The 17275-nt window shown below is 73.9% G+C and carries 17 protein-coding genes and 3 tRNA genes; 3 read left to right on the top strand and 17 right to left on the bottom strand.

Features of this window, described 5'->3' with window-relative positions:
• Positions 1 to 2: 2 nt before the first annotated feature.
• The 4 genes from IRY44_RS07260 to leuC all read right to left on the bottom strand — a co-directional run bounded on the left by IRY44_RS07260 (position 3) and on the right by leuC (position 4936).
• On the bottom strand, positions 3 to 1982 hold the full coding sequence (locus tag IRY44_RS07260; protein WP_194799675.1) for an endonuclease/exonuclease/phosphatase family protein: 1980 nt from the start codon (positions 1980 to 1982) through the stop codon (positions 3 to 5).
• A 136-nt stretch (positions 1983 to 2118) separates the two neighbouring features.
• Complete coding sequence (locus tag IRY44_RS07255) at positions 2119 to 2730, bottom strand: HU family DNA-binding protein (RefSeq protein WP_135243714.1); 612 nt, start codon at positions 2728 to 2730, stop codon at positions 2119 to 2121.
• A 159-nt stretch (positions 2731 to 2889) separates the two neighbouring features.
• Positions 2890 to 3477, bottom strand: a complete 588-nt coding sequence (leuD, locus tag IRY44_RS07250; RefSeq protein ID WP_194799674.1) for a 3-isopropylmalate dehydratase small subunit — start codon at positions 3475 to 3477, stop codon at positions 2890 to 2892.
• A gap of 16 nt (positions 3478 to 3493) precedes the next feature.
• The gene (leuC, locus tag IRY44_RS07245) at positions 3494 to 4936 is read right to left on the bottom strand and encodes a 3-isopropylmalate dehydratase large subunit (RefSeq protein ID WP_194799673.1); all 1443 of its coding nucleotides are present in this window, start codon (positions 4934 to 4936) and stop codon (positions 3494 to 3496) included.
• A gap of 49 nt (positions 4937 to 4985) precedes the next feature.
• Here leuC and IRY44_RS07240 point away from each other — a divergent pair, with 49 nt between their 5' ends.
• Positions 4986 to 5672, top strand: a complete 687-nt coding sequence (locus tag IRY44_RS07240; RefSeq protein WP_013284529.1) for an IclR family transcriptional regulator — start codon at positions 4986 to 4988, stop codon at positions 5670 to 5672.
• Between the two features lie 140 nt (positions 5673 to 5812).
• On the opposite strand, the gene IRY44_RS07235 is transcribed toward IRY44_RS07240, so the two are convergent.
• From IRY44_RS07235 to IRY44_RS07220, 4 genes are all read right to left on the bottom strand, one after another.
• Positions 5813 to 5885 (bottom strand) — tRNA-Glu (locus IRY44_RS07235).
• 151 nt (positions 5886 to 6036) lie between these two features.
• Positions 6037 to 6109, bottom strand: a tRNA-Glu gene (locus IRY44_RS07230).
• Between the two features lie 76 nt (positions 6110 to 6185).
• A tRNA-Gln gene (locus tag IRY44_RS07225) sits at positions 6186 to 6257 on the bottom strand.
• A gap of 107 nt (positions 6258 to 6364) precedes the next feature.
• Entirely contained in the window at positions 6365 to 7168 is an 804-nt protein-coding gene (locus tag IRY44_RS07220; RefSeq protein WP_194799672.1) for a fumarylacetoacetate hydrolase family protein, read from the bottom strand.
• Between the two features lie 215 nt (positions 7169 to 7383).
• On the opposite strand from IRY44_RS07220, the gene IRY44_RS07215 reads away from it, so the two are divergent.
• Complete coding sequence (locus IRY44_RS07215) at positions 7384 to 8868, top strand: hypothetical protein (protein ID WP_194799671.1); 1485 nt, start codon at positions 7384 to 7386, stop codon at positions 8866 to 8868.
• A gap of 34 nt (positions 8869 to 8902) precedes the next feature.
• Positions 8903 to 9787, top strand: coding sequence for a 3-methyladenine DNA glycosylase (locus tag IRY44_RS07210; protein ID WP_194799670.1), 885 nt, complete (start codon positions 8903 to 8905; stop codon positions 9785 to 9787).
• A gap of 23 nt (positions 9788 to 9810) precedes the next feature.
• Here IRY44_RS07210 and IRY44_RS07205 read toward each other — a convergent pair whose 3' ends face one another.
• The 9 genes from IRY44_RS07205 to IRY44_RS07165 form a co-directional block, all read right to left on the bottom strand.
• Positions 9811 to 10968 (bottom strand): cellulose binding domain-containing protein, encoded by a 1158-nt coding sequence (locus IRY44_RS07205; RefSeq protein WP_194799669.1) that lies wholly within the window; start codon positions 10966 to 10968, stop codon positions 9811 to 9813.
• 87 nt (positions 10969 to 11055) lie between these two features.
• A complete protein-coding gene (locus IRY44_RS07200) occupies positions 11056 to 11628 on the bottom strand; it encodes a GNAT family N-acetyltransferase (protein ID WP_194799668.1) in 573 nt (190 codons plus the stop codon).
• A gap of 49 nt (positions 11629 to 11677) precedes the next feature.
• Positions 11678 to 12103, bottom strand: coding sequence for an alternative ribosome rescue aminoacyl-tRNA hydrolase ArfB (arfB, locus tag IRY44_RS07195; protein WP_194799667.1), 426 nt, complete (start codon positions 12101 to 12103; stop codon positions 11678 to 11680).
• Positions 12104 to 12112: 9 nt separating this feature from the next.
• Positions 12113 to 12409, bottom strand: coding sequence for a hypothetical protein (locus tag IRY44_RS07190; RefSeq protein ID WP_013284522.1), 297 nt, complete (start codon positions 12407 to 12409; stop codon positions 12113 to 12115).
• 152 nt (positions 12410 to 12561) lie between these two features.
• Positions 12562 to 13422, bottom strand: a complete 861-nt coding sequence (locus IRY44_RS07185) for a S1C family serine protease (RefSeq protein WP_120571224.1) — start codon at positions 13420 to 13422, stop codon at positions 12562 to 12564.
• A gap of 39 nt (positions 13423 to 13461) precedes the next feature.
• Positions 13462 to 14421, bottom strand: coding sequence for a VWA domain-containing protein (locus IRY44_RS07180; RefSeq protein ID WP_194799666.1), 960 nt, complete (start codon positions 14419 to 14421; stop codon positions 13462 to 13464).
• Positions 14418 to 15434 carry a DUF58 domain-containing protein gene (locus tag IRY44_RS07175; protein WP_194799665.1) on the bottom strand — a complete coding sequence of 339 codons (1017 nt, stop codon included), beginning with the start codon at positions 15432 to 15434 and terminating at the stop codon, positions 14418 to 14420. The genes IRY44_RS07180 and IRY44_RS07175 overlap by 4 nt, the downstream gene beginning before the upstream one ends.
• The gene (locus IRY44_RS07170; RefSeq protein WP_194799664.1) at positions 15431 to 16480 is read right to left on the bottom strand and encodes a MoxR family ATPase; all 1050 of its coding nucleotides are present in this window, start codon (positions 16478 to 16480) and stop codon (positions 15431 to 15433) included. The genes IRY44_RS07175 and IRY44_RS07170 overlap by 4 nt, the downstream gene beginning before the upstream one ends.
• A gap of 192 nt (positions 16481 to 16672) precedes the next feature.
• A complete protein-coding gene (locus IRY44_RS07165) occupies positions 16673 to 17194 on the bottom strand; it encodes a hypothetical protein (protein WP_194799663.1) in 522 nt (173 codons plus the stop codon).
• Positions 17195 to 17275 lie beyond the last annotated feature (81 nt).

Raw genomic sequence — 17275 nt, 5'->3', positions numbered from 1 at the left:
GTTCAGGGCAGCGTGACGGTGAGCGTCACCGGGAGGTGGTCGCTGGCCTCGGTGCGCGGCGCGCGTACCTCGGTGGCGGTCAGCCCCGGCGAGGTGAGGACGTGGTCGATCTGGGTGCGCGGATCGTCGGCCGGGCTGGTCCGCAGCGGCCGGGCCGCGGCCAGCGCGTCCACCAGCCCCGCGCGGGTGAACGCGGCGAACGCCGGGTCGTCCGGCTCGGTGTTCAGGTCACCGCCGAGCACCAGTGGACGGCCGTTCGCGTACCGGCCGGCGAATTCGGCCACCTCACCCGCCTGCTCGACCGGATCCCGGCCGGGCGGCGGTTGCAGGTGCGTGGCGACCACCGCCAGTTCCCGCCCGCCGAGGTCGAGCGTGACGCCGAGGGCCTGCGCCCCGGTCGGCGCGCCGTGCGCGGTCAGCCGCCGCGTCTGCCCGGACCGCATCGGGAAACGGCTGAGCACCGCGTCGCCCCAGACCGGGTCGGCGGCGGGCCCGAAGACGTACGGCATCCCCAGCCGCCCGGCCAGCAACGCCAGCGTGTCGTGGCCACCGTTGAGCCACCAGCCCCGGTCGACCTCGCTGAGCAGCACCACGTCCGCGCCGCGCAGCTCCCGCGCCACCGCGTCCAGGTCCAGCCGCCCGTCCAGGCCGAACCCCATCCGGATGTTGTACGCGGCCACCCGTACCGCCGCCGGCGCGGTCGTGGCCCGGGCCGGCGCGGGCGGTACGTGCAGCGCGGCGGCGAGCCCGGCCAGCGCGGTGAGCCCCGCCAGGGCCGCGACCCGGACCGTGGTGGGCAGCATCGGGCCGGGTGGGGCCGCGCCGGGCTGGACGGGCGCGGTAGCCGCCACCAGAGCCACCAGGACGGCCGTGGCGACCGGCGCCCAGCCGTTGGGGTACCCCAGGTCGTAGGCGGCGTAGTAGGCCACCGTGGCCACCGCGAACACAAGCATCCCGAGCGCCGCCGCCCGCCCGCGCCGCGCCTCCACCCGCCCGTCGTCCGCGCCTCGTTCGTCAGTGGCGGCGGCCCGGCCGTCGTCGGCGGCCGTGTCGGTGCGGGCCAGGCAGCCGCCGAGACCGGCGGCGGTGAGCAGGTACGCCGGGACGAGCAGCCCGGTCACGAACAGCACCGACCCGGCGAGCAGCGCCAGCGGCCACAGCACCCGCGCCACGCGCGCCGGTGCCCGGAACAACGCCGCCGCGAGGAACAGCAGCACCGCGAGCGCGCCCGGCAGGGCACCGTTTCCGGGACGGACGAGGCCGGGGAAATCAGGCGATCCGGTGCCGGCGGCGGCGCTCCAGAGCGCCGGGGCGAGCGCCACCTGACCGGCCAGCAACAGCGCCGGACCGCACAGCAACCAGGCCCGGCGGCCCGGGCTGGGCGCGCGCCGCCCGGCGTCGCCGTCCGTCACATCCGTCGCCGGGGCGGCCGTCCGCGCCGCGTCGCCGCGTACCGGAGCGGCGGCCCGCTCCCGCCGCACCGCCACCGAGGCGGCCAGGAACGCCAGCACCAGCAGGGCGCTCAGGCTCCAGGCGAGCACACCGCCGCGCCACACCAGGTCCTCGGTGCCGAGCAGGGCGTGCCCGACCGCGTTCCCGGCCAGCCCGAGCGCCAGCCCGGCGACCGGCCTCGGCACCGACGCGGCGATCGCGGCGAGCCAGATCAGGCCGGCGAGCAGTCCGGCGCAGGCCAGCCAGAGCTGGGCCGGGCCGCCGGGTTGCGCGGTCAGCGCCAGCCGGGCGACCGCCAGCACACCCGCCGCGGCGAGTCCGACCGGGGCGGCGCCGATGCGGCGTACGAGTGTGGGCGCGGCGAGCGCCAGCACGAACCAGCCGAGCGCGAACGCGCCGAGCAGCTCGGCGGGCGTCTCGGCGGCCCGGCCGAACAGGGTGATGACCGACGGGAGCCAGACCCGGAGCACGTCCAGCAGGACCGCGACACCGAGCGCGAGCGTGAGGGTGGAGAGGTGACGGTGCCGCACGGGGCGCCTCTTCTCGTGACCGACGGGGGTTTTCGGCACGGCGATTCTGCGGGGCGCGACGGCGGGCGGTCAACGACGTACCCATGCGAAAGGGCGCCCACCGCGAACGGTGGGCGCCCTTTCGTGGACCGTCCGGTCAGCGCCGGGTGGCGGCCTTCTTGGCCGGTGCCTTCTTCGCGGGCGCCTTCTTGGCCGCCGTTGTCTTCTTCGCCGTGGCGGACTTCGCCGCGGTCGTCTTCTTGGCGGTGGTGGTCTTCTTCGCCGCGGTGGACTTCGCCGCGGTCGTCTTCTTCGCCGCCGTGGTCTTGGTCGCGGCGGCCTTCTTCGCCGGCGCGGCCTTCTTTGTAGCGGTGGTCTTGGTGGCCTTGGTGGCCTTCGCCGCCGTGGTCTTCTTGGCGGCAGCGGTGGTCCGGCCGCCGGTGGCCTTGGCGGCACCGGTGGTCTTCTTCGCGGCGGCGGTGTCCTTGGGCACCTTGCCGCTGGCCACCATCTCCTTGAAGCCCGCGCCCGCCCGGAACGTCGGGACGGAGGTCTTCTTGACCTTCACCGCCTCGCCGGTCCGCGGATTGCGCGCTGTTCGGGCTCCCCGGACGCGCTTCTCGAACGCTCCGAAACCGGTGATCGCCACCTTCTCGCCCTTGGTGACCGCCGCCTGGACCTCAGCGAGAACCGCGTCGAGCGCGGCCGTCGCCGTCTTCCGGTCCCCCAGGCGAACGGCGAGCGCCTCGATGAGCTCGGCCTTGTTCACGACTTCCTCCCGATTGTGCAACTGACTCGACGCGAGCCATTCTGCGCGCACGGTATGCCCTGTGCTGCCTGGACACAAACATTCGGTGGAAAAAAGCCCTTGTGTCGTAACGGATTCGCCCCCACCGGATGCACCGGTGGGGGCGAATAGCGCTTGAGGTCAGGCGATCGAGGGCAGGAACGCCGGCCGGGCCGCCTCGTACGCGCTGATCTCGGACTCGTGCCGGAGGGTGAGTCCAATGTCGTCCAAGCCCTCCATCAGCCGCCAACGGCTGTGGTCGTCCAGCGGGAACGCCCAGGTGGCGTCACCGGCGTGGACCTGGCGGGCGGCGAGGTCGACAGTGATCGGCGTGGTCGGCTCGGATTCCACGAGATCCCACAGTTCTTCCACGGCTTTCAATTCCAGCTCGACCGGAAGGAGGCCTTCCTTGAGCGCGTTGCCGCGGAAGATGTCGCCGAAGCGAGGCGAGATGACGGCCCGGAAGCCCCAGTCCCGCAGCGCCCAGACGGCGTGCTCCCGCGAGGATCCGGTGCCGAACTCGGGGCCGGCGATCAGAATCGACGCACCTGAATGGACGGGATCGTTGAGGACGAATGACGGGTCCTCCCGCCACGCGTTGAACAGACCGTCGGCGAATCCGGTCCGAGTCACCCGCTTGAGGTACACGGCGGGGATGATCTGGTCGGTGTCCACGTTGGATCGGCGCAGCGGCACGGCCGTGCCGGTGTGGGTGGTGAACTTGTCCATCAGTCGGCTGCCCTTCTTACAGATCGGCGGGGGCGGCCAGCCGGCCGACCACGGCGGTGGCGGCGGCGACCGGCGGGGACACCAGGTGGGTACGCCCGCCCCGGCCCTGGCGGCCCTCGAAGTTGCGGTTGGAGGTCGAGGCGGAGCGCTCACCCGGCTTCAGCGTGTCCGGGTTCATGCCCAGGCACATGGAGCAGCCGGCGAAGCGCCACTCGGCGCCCGCGTCGGTGAAGACCTTGTCCAGCCCCTCGATCTCGGCCGCCTCGCGGACCGCGGCGGAGCCGGGGACCACGAGCATGCGTACGCCGTCGGCGACCCGGCGCCCGCGCAGCACCTCGGCGGCGGCCCGCAGGTCCTCCAGGCGGCCGTTGGTGCAGGAGCCGACGAACACCACGTCCACGGCGAGGTCGCGCATCGGGGTGCCCGGGGTGAGGTCCATGTACTCCAGCGCGCGGCGGGCGGCGACCCGCTCCGGCTCGGTGACGAAGTCCTCCGGGTCCGGCACGGTGGCGCCCAGCGGCACGCCCTGCCCGGGATTGGTGCCCCAGGTGACGAACGGCGTGATCCGGCTCGCGTCGAGGGTGACCTCGGTGTCGAAGGTCGCGCCCTCGTCGGTGGGCAGCGTCCGCCAGTACTCCAGCGCCGCGTCCCAGTCGTCGCCCTGGGGGGCGTTGGGCCGCCCCTTCAGGTACGCGAACGTGGTCTCGTCCGGCGCGATCATGCCGGCCTTGGCGCCCCACTCGATCGACATGTTCGCGATCGTCATCCGCCCCTCCATCGAGAGGTCGCGGATCGCCTCGCCCCGGTACTCGACGATGTGCCCGCGCCCGCCGCCGGTGCCGACCTGCGCGATCAGCGCGAGCACCAGGTCCTTGGCGGTGACGCCGGGCGCCAGCTCGCCGACCACGTTCACGGACATGGTCTTCGGGCGGGCCTGCGGCAGCGTCTGCGTGGCCAGCACGTGTTCGACCTCACTGGTGCCGATGCCGAACGCCAGCGCGCCGAACGCGCCGTGGGTGGCGGTGTGCGAGTCACCGCACACGATCGTCATGCCGGGCTGGGTGAGGCCGAGCTGCGGGCCGATGACGTGCACGATGCCCTGGTTCTCGTCGCCCAGCGGGTGCAGGCGGACGCCGAACTCGGCGCAGTTGCGGCGCAGCGTCTCGATCTGGGTGCGGGAGGTGGGGTCCGCGATCGTGAGCAGGTCGCCGCGCCGGAGGCGGAACGCCGGGTCGTCGTACCCGGTCGGGGTGTTGTGGTCCTCGGTCGCGATCGTCAGGTCGGTACGGCGGACCCCGCGCCCGGCCAGACGCAGCCCGTCGAACGCCTGCGGGCTGGTCACCTCGTGCAGCAGGTGCAGGTCGATGAAGAGCAGGTCCGGCTCGCCGGCGGCGGAGCGGACCACGTGTGCGTCCCAGACCTTCTCGGCCAGGGTCCTCGGTTGAGTGACTCCCACCATCTGGACATCCTAAATTCTGGGAGGTAAATTTCGGCTTGTGGGACACAGTATGAGCGGTGTCGGCGTTCTCGACAAGGCGGTGGTCATCCTGGCCGCCTGTGTCGACGGCGCCAGCCTGGCCGAACTCGTTGAACGCACCAAGCTGCCCCGGGCCACCGCGCACCGGCTGGCACAGGCGCTGGAGATCCACCGGATGCTCGTCCGGGACACCCAGGGGCGCTGGCGCCCGGGTCCACGCCTGGGCGAGTTGGCGAACGCGGCCCCGGACGTGCTCCTGACCGCCGCCGAGCCGCTGCTCGCCGCGCTACGGGACGCCACCGGCGAAAGCGCCCAGCTCTACCTGCGCCGCGCCGACGAGCGGATCTGCGTGGCCGCCGCCGAGCGCGCCAGCGGCCTGCGGGACACCGTCCCGGTCGGCTCGGTGCTGCCGATGACCGCCGGCTCGGCGGCGCAGATCCTGCTCGCCTGGGAGCCCCCGGAGGCGGTCATGCCGCTGCTCCCCCGCTCCAAGTTCACCGGCCGCACGCTGGCCGAGGTGCGGCGGCGCGGATGGGCGCAGAGCGTCGCCGAGCGGGAGGCGGGTGTGGCGAGCGTCTCGGCACCGATCCGGGACCGCACCGGCCGGGTGATCGCCGCGATCAGCATCTCCGGCCCGATCGAGCGCCTCGGCCGCCGCCCCGGCGAACGCCACGCCATGGCCGTGGTCCGAGCCGGCCAGCGCCTCTCCGGCCTCTGACCCCGCCCCTCTTACCGCGTTGATCATGAAGTTGGCGGCATTTTTGATCTCCCCGGCTGCCGCCAACTTCATGATCAACGGGGCGGGGCGGGGACGCGGAACGGCCCGCCTCGCTTGGCGAGACGGGCCGTTCGTGGGTGTAGCCCCGACCGGATTCGAACCGGCGCTACCGCCTTGAGAGGGCGGCGTCCTGGGCCGCTAGACGACGGGGCCAGGCACTTTTCGTGCTTCACCACCCTGCCGGGCGGTGTGGCAGTAGTCTAGCGGCATCCCGCGCGGCACCACGGAGGGGGGTCACCCCCTGCACACGTGCGCCGGACAGCAGAAAGCCCGCCCCGGAGAACGGGACGGGCTGTCGGTGCTGTAGCCCCGACCGGATTCGAACCGGCGCTACCGCCTTGAGAGGGCGGCGTCCTGGGCCGCTAGACGACGGGGCCAGAACCTTCATTGCACTCCGCCAGCGTGAACTGCCGGAATCCAGCGTCCGAGGGCTCTCACGAACCCTCGGTTGCGCTGGGGTACCAGGACTCGAACCTAGACTAACTGAACCAGAATCAGTCGGGCTGCCAATTACCCCATACCCCATTGGCCCCTTGCGGCGCCGGGAATGAACTTTACCCTCCCGGTGCCGACAGGCCAAATCCAACCCCTCGAAACCCACCTGACCAGCGGAAACGAGGCATCGGAGCGGATCAGGCGACAGGGACCACCGGGTTGCTCAGCTCCCCGATCCCCTGGATCCGCACGGTGACCGTATCCCCCTCGGTGAGCGGACTAACCCCCGCCGGCGTGCCGGTGAGGACCACGTCGCCGGGCAGCAGCGTCATCACGTGCGAGATGTACGACACCAGGCCCGGTACGTCGAACACCATGTCCTTGGTCCGGCCGAGCTGGCGTACCTCCATCTCCTCCGGGTTGCGGCCCACCTCACACCGGATCTCCAGGTCGCTGACGTCGAGCCCGGTGGTGATCCACGGCCCGATCGGGCAGAACGAGTCGAAGCCCTTGGCGCGGGTCCACTGCCCGTCGGAGCGCTGGAGGTCCCGCGCGGTGACGTCGTTGGCGCAGGTGTAACCGAAGATGGCCCGTTCGGCGGCGGCCCGGTCGGCGCGGCGGGCACCGGGGGCGCCGATCACCACGGCGAGTTCCGCCTCGTGCTCGACCTGCTTGGAGAAGATCGGCAGCCGGATGGCGTCGCGCGGGCCGATCACGGAGGTGGACGGCTTGAGGAAGAGCAGCGGCTCCTTCGGCACCTCGCTGCCGTGCTCGGAGGCGTGTTCGGCGTAGTTACGGCCGACACACACCACCTTGCTGGGCAGGATCGGCGACAGCAGCCGGACGTCGGAGAGCGCCCAGCGGGCGCCGGAGAACTGGATCTGCCCGAACGGGTGGCCTTCGATCTCGGCGATGGTCAGGCCCTGCGGCCCGGCCTCCGGCTCGCCCTCGACGACCCCGAACGACATTCCCTTGGCATGAGCGAAACGAGCGATACGCACCCGGCCAATCTATCCCCGCCCGCGGGCCGCCCGGCGGACACCGGCAGGCGGCACGCCCCGGCCGCCGCGCGCCACACCCTCACCGGCGCCGGCGGCACCGGATCGGCAAGGGCCGGACAGGGTACGCGCGATCGCGCCGGACGGGGCAGGAATGGCGGCTTCGTACCCGCCCGGCGGTCCCCGGCCCATAGCTTCGGGTCCGGAGGTTCGTTGGTATGCCTGCATCGAGACGACACCAGAGGGCCCTGGCAGTGTTCGTGAACTGCCTCGGCGTCATCGCCGCCGTACCGGCGCTGTCCCCGGCGACGCCCGGCGCGGCCGCCGCCCCCGCCCGTCCGGCCCCGGCACCGGCTGTCATCCCCGGCGCCGCGGCCACCCCGATCCCGACCGGCGTGCCGGCGGTGCCCCCGGCGGTGCCGACCACCGGCCCGGCACCGGTCCGGCCGTCGATGCCCCCGGTCAGCGTGGCGGTGGGCGCGTCGGGCACCCCGGCGCCGGGCTACCGGATCGAGGTCCGCAACGCCGGCACCTCGCCCGTCGACACGATGGTCCGGCAGGAGCTGCCGAACGGGTCGCGGGCCACCACGGTGACCGGCGGCGGCCGGGCCAGCCGGCCCGCCGGGATGAGCGCCGGTGAGGTGACCTGGCGGCTGCGGCTGCCGGCGAAGAGCACCACCACGCTGCACACCGCGCTGTCGGTCCCCGGTCCGGGCCGCTCGGTAACGGCCCCCACCTGCGTCTACGGCTCGGACGGCACGCGCCCGTTCGACTGCGCCACGGCGACCTGGGTGGGCGCCGCGACGGCCCCGGCGGCGCAGGTCACCGCCGCCCCGGCCTGGCGGCGGCCGCCGGTGCTGCTCGCCGCGTTCACCGCGCTGCTGGTGGTCACCGCCGGCGTGCTGTGGTGGGCGGTGTGGCGCCGCCGCCGGCGCACGGCGGCGGGACGCGCCGCGACTCCCTCCGGTACGCCCGGAGGCGGCGCCATGCACACCGGCGCCCCGGGAAGCGGCGTGCCCGGCCCGGGCGTGCCGGGCGGAGCCGAGCCCGGCCGGGCCGGCCCTGGCCAGGGCGGAGCGGGCCACGGCGTGCCGGGCCACAGCGGGCCGGCCGAGCGCGGAACCGTCTATCCGCGTACGGCGGTGCCGTCGCCCGCGAGCCGTCGTCGCCGGCCGCCGGTGTGGCTCGTGGTCGGCGTGGCGGCGGCTGTGCTGGCCGGTGTGGTCGGCGCGGCGGCCTGGTCGGCCACGCAGCGGGTGGCCGCGATGGACACCACCAAGCAGCCGACGAGCGGCGCGTGGGTGGGCAGCAGCGTCACCGGCGCGCTGGGCCAGCCGCTGCGCGAGACCGCGTTCGAGTTCACCGTCTACCGGCTGAGCTGCGGCGCCGACGTCCTGCCGCCGGCGCCGGGTGGTGGCCGGCCGTGCCTGGCCACGGTCGGGGTGCGCAATCTCACCAACGAGGACCAGACCTGGCACGGGCAGTTGCAGCGGGCGTACCTGCCCAGCGGCAACTGGGTCGCCGCCGACGAGGACGCCACCCGGGTGGCGAACCTGGGCCGGGACGTCTTCTCCCAGCCGGTGGCCGCCGGGCGGCGGGTGCTGCTGCCGCTGGTGTTCACCATGCGCGGCGACGAGCCGCCGAAACGGCTGGAGCTGCGTAGCGGCGTCTTCTCGGCGGGCGTGCGGGTGGACGTGGCGTGATCCGGGCACGGGCGGCGGTCGTACCCTGGGGTGTGTGACCGCCGCCCTCGCCCCCGCGCTCGACCTGGCCGACTGGCAGGCGCGCCGGCACGCCCACGAGGCGCGGGTGGACGCCTGGCTGACGCCGCACCTGGAGCGCCGCCGCACCGGGGTGAAGCACCCGGTGGAGGACTTCCTGTTCACCTACTACTCCCACCGCCCGGCGCAGTTGCGCCGCTGGCACCCGGGCGCGGGCGTGGTGCTGCGCGACGCCGACCCGGCCGGTTTCGGCCCGGACTACACCGCGGCCGCCGCCGGGCTCACCCTCGACACCGATCGGGTACGCGCGCGGCGCGCCGAGTCGATCGCCTGGATCCGTTCGCTGCTCGCGGCGACCGCCGGACGCCCGGCGCAGTTCGGCTGTTTCGGTATGCACGAGTGGGCGATGGTCTACCGGCAGACCCAGGAGCAGGTACGCCACAACGCCTGGCCGCTGCGGCTGAGCCCGGCGGAGACGGCGGCTGTGGTCTCCGAGCGCGGCGTGCGGTGCAGCCACTTCGACGCGTTCCGGTTCTTCACCGCGCCGGCCCGGCCGCTGAACGTGCTCCAGCCGACCCGGGAGGGCCAGCACGCGCTGGAGCAGCCGGGCTGCCTGCACGCCAACATGGATCTCTACAAGTGGGCGTACAAGCTGTCGCCGCTGGTGCCGTCGGAACTGGTGGCGGACTGTTTCGCGCTGGCCCGGGAAATCCGGGCGCTGGACATGCGGGCCAGCCCGTACGACCTGGCCGACCTGGGTTACCCGCCGGTGCGGGTGGAGACGCCGGAGGGCCGGGCCGAGTACGCCACGGCCCAGCGCGGGTTCGCCGAGCGGGCCGCCGGGTTGCGCGCCCGGCTGCTGGCCGCGCTGGACCGCGCCGTGCCGGCCGACCGCCGCTGAGCGCGGGGCCGGCCGGCGCGGGATCAGTTCGCGGCGCAGCTCACTGCCGGTGCCGGGCTCGGGACGGCACCGTCGGCGAGGAACCCGAACGTGGTCTGGGCGGCCGGGGCCAGGGCGCCGTTCCAGCTCGCGTTCCGGGCGGTCACAGTGGTTCCGCTCTGTGTCACGTCGGCGCTCCACGCCTGGCTGATCCGCTGGCCCGCGGTGAGCGGGAAGCGCACGGTCCAGCCGGCGATCGGCGCGGCGCCGTCGTTGCGGACTGTCACCTCCCCCTGGAAGCCGCCCGGCCACTGACCGGCGACCCGCCAGGTGGCGGTGCAGCCGCCGGGCGCGGACGTCGGGCCGGTGGTGGGTGACGGGCTGGTCGTGGGTGAAGGGCTGGTCGTCGGTGAGGGGCTGACGGTGGGCGACGAGGTGGGGCTGACGGTCGGGGACGTGGTCGGACCGGGCGTGGTGCGGCCCAGCGCGGCGACCAGCGCCGGGTACCACCTATCGGACATCTTCTGGTCGCCGGCGGCGTTCGGGTGCACGCCGTCGTACGTGTCGGTGGCGGTGCTGAACCCGGTCCACTGGTCGACCACCACGATCGGGGAGGCGGCTGTGGTCTTCCCGGCCGCCCAGCCGTCGATCAGCGCGTTGAGCGCCACGGTCCGCTGGCCGCACTCGGGGCAGCTCGCCGGGTTCATCGGGATGATCTTCGCGACCAGCACCGTGGTGGCCGGGTTGGCGGCCCGCATCTGGTCCACCAGCTTCGAGTACGCGGCCAGGATCGTGGCGGGCGCGATGTTGCTCCACACGTCGTTGGTGCCGAAGTGCATGAGCACGACGTCCGGGCGGGTGGCGGCAAGCCAGCCGGGCAGCAGGTTCTGGTTCGCCACGTTCGTCGCGAGGTAGCCGCCGTGGCCCTCGTTGTCGCCGTCGTACGGCACGCCGCAGCCCTGCGGCCCGAGCGTGCCGACGAAGTCGACGTCGGCGTGGCCGGTGGACTGGAGGCGGTTCCAGAGCATCGCCCGCCAGCAGCCGGGCGACCCGGTGATGGAGTCGCCCAGCGGCATGACGCGGACCGGGGTGGCCGCCGCGGCGGCCGGGGGCGTGGTGGCGGTGAGGGCGAGGCCGAGAGCGAGGACCGGCAGCAGCGCGGCGAGCGCGGTCAGCGCGGCGCGCAGGGGGTTTCGGGACATGCGGAAGGGACTCCTGTCACTGTGACGTGGTGGTCGGTGACGGCCCTGAAGCTCCCGTACGCATTGAAGCGCTTCGACGCCTTCGGCTCAACCCTCCGGGTGCCCCCGGTGCCGGTTCCACTCCGGGGCGAGGATCGACATGACTGTGGCGTCCACCCAGTCGTCGCCGTCGCGCAGCACCTGCCGCAGTATCCCCTCGGCGACGAAGCCCACCTTCTCGTAGGCGCGCCGGGCACGGGGGTTGAACGCGAACACCTCCAGGCCGATGCGGTGCAGGCCGAGCTGCTCGAAGCCGTACCCGACGATGAGCCGGACCGCCTCGGTGCCGAGGCCGCGGTCGCGGCCGCCGGGGCCGATCAGCGTGCGGAAGTTGCAGCTGGCGTTGGTCCGGTCCCACTCGTTGAGGACCACCTCGCCGACGCAGGCGCCGCTGGCCCGGTCCACCACGGCGAGGTCGAGCCGGTCGTCCTGGCTGTTGCGGGTGCCGTACCAGGCGCGCAGCCGGGACGGCTCGAACGTCTCGCCGGCCGGGCTGCCGGTCAGCCGGGCCACCTCCGGGTCGGCCAGGATCTCGGCGAGCGCCGGCAGGTCGTCGTCGTGGAACGGGCGCAGCACGACGAGCTCGCCGGTGAGCGTGGGCTTGACGGAGAAGTCGATCACGTGGCGGAATTCTCCGCGCGGCGCGCGTGGCGGCTCAACGGATTTTCGGTCAGTCGCCGTCCACCCGGCGGTCGCGTTTGCGCTGGGACTGGCGCTTCTTCTCGGCCAGACGGCGCTCCTTCGCGCCACGGGAGGGGCGGGTCGGGCGGCGCGCCTTCGGCGGCGGGGCGACGGCCTCGCGCAGCAGCGTGGCCATCCGTTCGCGGGCCGCCTCCCGGTTGGCCAGCTGGGCGCGGTGCTCGCTGGCGGTGACGGTGAGCACGCCGCCGACCAGACGGCCCTCAAGCCGGGCGAGCGCGCGTTCCCGCAGCGCCTCCGGCACGCTCGGCGAGCCGCCCAGGTCGAAGCTCAGCTCCACCCGGGAGTCGGTGGTGTTCACACCCTGCCCGCCCGGGCCGGACGAGCGGGAGAACCGTTCGCGCAGCTCGGCGGCGGGCACCGTGAGCCGATCGGTGACCCGCAGTCCGTCGTCCACTCCCCGAGGCTAGCGCCCGGCGCGGTGACTCGGGGTGGGGGTGGCGCTCGGCGTGGGACCGGCCCGTTCCTCGCCGCCGCCGGACGCCGCGTACGCGGCCGCACCGACGAGCAGCAGGGCGATCACCGCGAGCTTGACGACCACGCCCCGGATCGCGAGCCAGGCGTTGCGCCGGGCGCCGGGGACGCTGGTCCGGATGGTCTGGTAATCCGTCCAGCCGCGTTTCGCGCGCGCGTAGGACGCGCCGACACCGGCGCCGATGATCAGGCCCACCACGAGGAGGGCCGCAATGACAGCTTGCTCCACCTCCGCCAGTATCCATACTCAGCGTAATATTTCTATGCCCCAATGATCCCACGCCGGATATCCGACAGTTCGCACCGATCTTGCGGCGCTTGTGCAGGTCAGCGCCGCGCGGGACGCCGGAGCACCCCGCGCGGGGAGACCGCGCCGGTGGCTCAGCCGCCCCGGCCGATGATGGTGTCGGCGGTCTGCTGGACCTGGTCGATCGGGATGGCGAAGCCGATACCGATGGAGCCGTTGCCGTCGATGGTGGCGATCGCGGTGTTCACGCCGACCACCTCACCGCGCGCGTTCACCAGCGGACCACCGGAGTTACCCGGGTTGATCGAGGCGTCGGTCTGCACCGCGGTGTGCCGGCCGTTGCCGATCCGTACCTGCCGGTTCAGCGCGCTGACGATGCCGGCGGTGACCGTCCCGGCGAGCCCGAGCGGCGACCCGACCGCGAGCACCGGCTCCCCCACCCGCGTCGAGTTCGCCTTTGCCAGCGGCAACGGCGGCAACCCGGCCGACGCTGGCACCTTCAGCACTGCGAGGTCGCTCGCCGGTTCCCGGCCCACCACCTCGGCCGGGAAGCGCCGCCCGTCCGAGGTCTCCACAGTCACCGCGCCGGCGCCGCCCCGGGCCAGGATGTGGTCGTTTGTGACGATGTGCTGCTCGTTGTCGATGGCGAACCCGGAGCCGGACGCGGACGCGCCGGAGCGGCCCCCGACCATCACCGACACCACCCCCGGCACCGTCTTGCCGGCGGCGGTGACCAGCTCGGCCGGCACCGGCGCGGCGGACGCGGCCGTCGGTCCGGGCGCGCCCCGGTCGGCCGCCCAGGTGCCGGCCGCCGCGCCGGAGACGGTGGAGAGCGCCACCACCGCCGCCACGCTCAGCAGCCGGTGCCGCATGCTCCGCCGCCCGGCCTCCGGCCCGCCCCCGGGTACGTCCCGGTGGCCGCGCCCGTCCGGGTCCAGCTCCGGCGAGACGAACCACGGTCCGCGTGGCTCGCCGAGTCCGGTCTGCACTGCCATGCCTGGCTCCTCACGTGTCGTGCGGTAGTGGTGTGCGGGTCAGGGCAGCCGGGAGAACCACCGCAGCGAGCCGGCCGCGGCGCCCATCGCCAGGACCAGTCCGAGGCCGATGAAGCGGGCCGAGACGTCCTGCCGCTCGGTGCGGTAGCCGACCGAGGTGCCGATGTCCTCGTAGACGTCCTTCAGCTCGGCGGTGGTGGACGCCTCGTGGAAGCCGCCGCCGGTCTGCTCGGCGACCGCCCGCAGTGTCTGGCCGTCCACCGGCACCTGGATCGCGCGACCGCCCCGGTCGACCGAGCCGCCGGGCGTGCCGAAGGAGATGGTGTGCACCGGCACCTTCGCGGCGACCGCCTGGTCGGCGGCCTCCATCGGGTCCATGCCGGAGGTGTTCGCGCCGTCGGAGAGGATGATGATCCGGGCCGGCGGCGGGTCCTTGGCGGCGGTGGCGTCCAGGCTCTTCACCGCGCCGAGCGAAGTGCTGATCGCCTCGCCGATGGCGGTGCCCTGCACGCCGGTGATGCCCTCGGCCAGCCGCCCGATTCCGTCGTGCAGCGCCTCCCGGTCGGTGCTCGGCGGCACCAGCACGGCCGCGCTGCCGGCGAACGCGACGAGACCGACGTTGAACTCGTCGGGCAGCCCGTCGACGAACCGCCGGCCCGCCTCCTTGGCCGCGGTCAGCCGGTCCGGGTCCACGTCACCGGCGAGCATCGAGGTGGACACGTCCACCGCGACCATCACCGTGGCGCGCTCCCGGGGCACCCGCACCTCCGCCTCGGGCCGGGCGAACCCGACCACGAGCAGCGCCAGCATGGCGAGGAACAGACCCGCCGGGACGTGCCGCCGCCAGGCCGGGCGGCGCGGGGCGACCCGGTCGAGCAGGCGCAGGTTGGTGAATCGCACCGCGTACCGGCTCTGCCGCCGTTGCAGCACCAGGTAGCCGGCGACCAGCGCGACGACGGCGAGCAGCAGCCAGAGGCGGCCGGGTGACTGCCAGGTCATGCGACACCTCCGCGGGCCGCGGCCGGCACGGTGGCCAGCCGGCGCTGCTCGTGCACGTACCGGACGACGTCCGCGCACCAGTCCCGGTCGGTGCGCAGCGCCAGATGGGTCGCGCCGGCCCGGCGCAGCGTGCGGCGTACCTGGTCGCGCTGCTCGGCGGCGGCGCGCGCGTACCGCTCGCGCAGGCCCGGGTCGCCGGTCCACACCTCGCGGTGCCGGCCGCTCTCCGGGTCGACCAGCGTGATCAGGCCGACGTCCGGCAGTTCCAGCTCGCGCGGGTCGGTCACCTCGACCGCGAGCACCTGGTGCCGTACCGCGAGGCGGCGCAGCGCGGCGGCCCACGGCGGCGGCGCGGCGTCCGGGTCGTCGGGCAGTTCGTCGAGGAAGTCGGACACGATCACCACGAGCCCGCGCCGGGTGGCGACGCGCTGAAGGCCGTCCAGCCCGTCGACCAGGCCGGGCACCGCGTCGGTCCGGCCCGCGCCGGCCGCGCCCGCGCCGTCGGAGTCCGGCAGGTCGCCGGTACGCGGGGCGCCGAGCAGAGCGCGCAGCAGCCCGAGCAGATGGGTACGCCCGCTGCGGGCCGGGAACCGGCGCAACCCGTCCGTGGTGAGCACCTGGGCGCCGAGCCGGTTGCCGACGCCGGCGGTGAGGAAGCCGATCGCCGCCACGGCGGCCACCGCCAGTTCCCGTTTGTCCAGTGTGGACGTGCCGTACTCCATGCTGGGGCTGGCGTCGACGAGCAGCCAGGTGGTCAGTTCCCGGTCCGCGTCGACCTCGCGGACGTGCGGGACGGTGGTCCGGGCGGTGACCGCCCAGTCCATCCGGCGTACCTCGTCCTCACCGGGCCGGTACTCGCGGCTGCCGGCCGCCTCGCTGCCCGGTCCGGGGAGCAGGCCGCGGTACCGGCCGTGCAGCAGGCCGTCGAGCCGCCGGGTCACCGTCAGCTCCAGCCGGCGCAGCCGCTGGTCCGGGGCGAGGTCGGCAAGTCCCGGTTCGGCTCCGCCGGTCATGCCGCCGCCAGGTCGTTCACCGTCTCGGTGGGCCCGTTCACCAGCCGGGGTGGCGGCACCGCCTCGATGACGCGGCGTACCACGTCCTCGCCGGAGATGCCGTCGGCGATCGCGTCGAAGGAGAGCACGAGCCGGTGCGCCAGCACGTCCACCGCGAGTCCCCGGATGTCCTCGGGGAGCACGTAGTCCCGGCCGTGGATGAGCGCCTGCGCGCGGGCGGCGGCCACCAGGCCGAGCGTGGCCCGGGGGCTGGCCCCGTACGCCAGCAGGGGCGCGACGTCGGGCAGGCCGAAGCGCTCCGGGTCGCGGGTGGCGAGGATGAGGCGGACCACGTACTCGGCCAGCGCGTGGTGGACGAAGACGTCCGTCGCGCGGCGCTGGAGTTCGCGCAGCCGGCCCGGGTCGAGCACGGTACGCGCGGTGGGCCGGTCGGTGCTCATCCGGTAGAGGATGGCCAGTTCGTCGGCGTCGCTCGGGTAGTCGACCACGACCTTCATCAGGAAGCGGTCGCGTTGCGCCTCGGGGAGCTGGTAGACGCCCTCGGACTCGATCGGGTTCTGGGTGGCCAGGACCAGGAACGGGTCCGGCACCGGCCAGCTCCGGCCGGCGATGGAGACCTGCCGCTCCGCCATCGCCTCGAGCAGCGCCGACTGCACCTTGGCCGGGGCCCGGTTGATCTCGTCGGCGAGCACCAGGTTCGCCATGATCGGCCCCAGCTCCACGTCGAACTGTTCGGTGGAGGCGCGGTAGATGCGGGTGCCGACGATGTCGGAGGGGACCAGGTCGGGGGTGAACTGGATCCGGGAGAACGTGCCGCCGACCACTGTGGCGAGTGTCTGGGCGGCCAGTGTCTTGGCCACCCCCGGTACGCCCTCCAGCAGGCAGTGCCCGTCGGCGACGAGGGCGGTGAGCAGGCGGTCGACGAGCCGATCCTGCCCGACGATCACGCGTTTGACCTCGACGAGGGTCTGTTCCAGCTCGACGCCGCTCGCGTCGGCGTCGACCGGGCTGAGCACGCTGGCCGGGGTGTCCGAGATGTCCGTCACGGTGCTTGCTTCCCGTGCCGGACCGGCGACAAACGTCGGATTATCGGCCCCTGGGGCGTGGTCGGAGGGCCGGACCGGCAGCATCTCCCCAGCCGGGCGCGAACGGCACGAAGCGGCGCGGCACCGGCCGGACCGGTACGGAACACGACACCGGCCCCCGCCGGAGCGGGGGCCGGTGCGGTGCCGGACGGGTCAGTTGGCGATGACCAGGTGGAACGGCCGGTCCGAGGCGCTGCCGGAGGAGCTGCGCGTCTGCACGAAGACGGCGTTCGGGGTCAGCGTGCGGGGCGCCACCGACACCTCACCGGCCGGCGGCACGTTCGCCGTGTCGTTCGTGCCGATCGTCGCCACGTACGCCTTGGCGGACACGTTGTAGTCCAGCAGCACCTGGTACTGCCCGGGGGACACCCCGACGCCCGGGGCGAACCGGAACGAGGACACCACGTTGCCGGAGTGCTGCAGCAGCGTGCCGTTTGCCGCCACGACGGCCCAGGCGACCTGGCCGGCCGCCGGTGGGGCCAGGGTGGCCCGCATGGCGGTGCGGGCGGCCTGCCGCTCGGCGGCGGTCACCGGCGGCTGCGCCGTGGAGTGCCGGGCACCCGGCTGCGGCTTCGCCTCCGACTGGGCGGCCGCGGCGATCCCGCCACCGGCCAGGCTGAGCGACAGCGCGGCGAGCGCCACCACCGTCGCCTTTCGCTTCAAGAATGTGGCCATGAGTTCTCCCTTGGTAGACCGTGGTGATACGGCGACTGCGCGCGTCAAATTGCGGATCATCGGGTATCCGCCGGGAGCGCA

The organism is Micromonospora sp. ANENR4 (genome assembly GCF_015354395.1).
GTDB lineage: Bacteria > Actinomycetota > Actinomycetes > Mycobacteriales > Micromonosporaceae > Micromonospora > Micromonospora aurantiaca.
The sequence above is the reverse complement of the archived record's forward strand: the minus strand, read 5'-3'. Positions and strand labels throughout refer to the sequence as shown.

Coding starts and splice junctions, on each gene's coding strand:
- leuC (WP_194799673.1), bottom strand. CDS start 4,936: ATGGTGGGAGTCACTCAACCGAGGACCCTGGCCGAGAAGGTCTGGGAC.
- IRY44_RS07205 (WP_194799669.1), bottom strand. CDS start 10,968: ATGTCCCGAAACCCCCTGCGCGCCGCGCTGACCGCGCTCGCCGCGCTG.
- IRY44_RS07240 (WP_013284529.1), top strand. CDS start 4,986: ATGAGCGGTGTCGGCGTTCTCGACAAGGCGGTGGTCATCCTGGCCGCC.
- IRY44_RS07185 (WP_120571224.1), bottom strand. CDS start 13,422: ATGGCAGTGCAGACCGGACTCGGCGAGCCACGCGGACCGTGGTTCGTC.
- leuD (WP_194799674.1), bottom strand. CDS start 3,477: ATGGACAAGTTCACCACCCACACCGGCACGGCCGTGCCGCTGCGCCGA.
- IRY44_RS07165 (WP_194799663.1), bottom strand. CDS start 17,194: ATGGCCACATTCTTGAAGCGAAAGGCGACGGTGGTGGCGCTCGCCGCG.
- IRY44_RS07180 (WP_194799666.1), bottom strand. CDS start 14,421: ATGACCTGGCAGTCACCCGGCCGCCTCTGGCTGCTGCTCGCCGTCGTC.
- IRY44_RS07215 (WP_194799671.1), top strand. CDS start 7,384: ATGCCTGCATCGAGACGACACCAGAGGGCCCTGGCAGTGTTCGTGAAC.
- IRY44_RS07175 (WP_194799665.1), bottom strand. CDS start 15,434: ATGACCGGCGGAGCCGAACCGGGACTTGCCGACCTCGCCCCGGACCAG.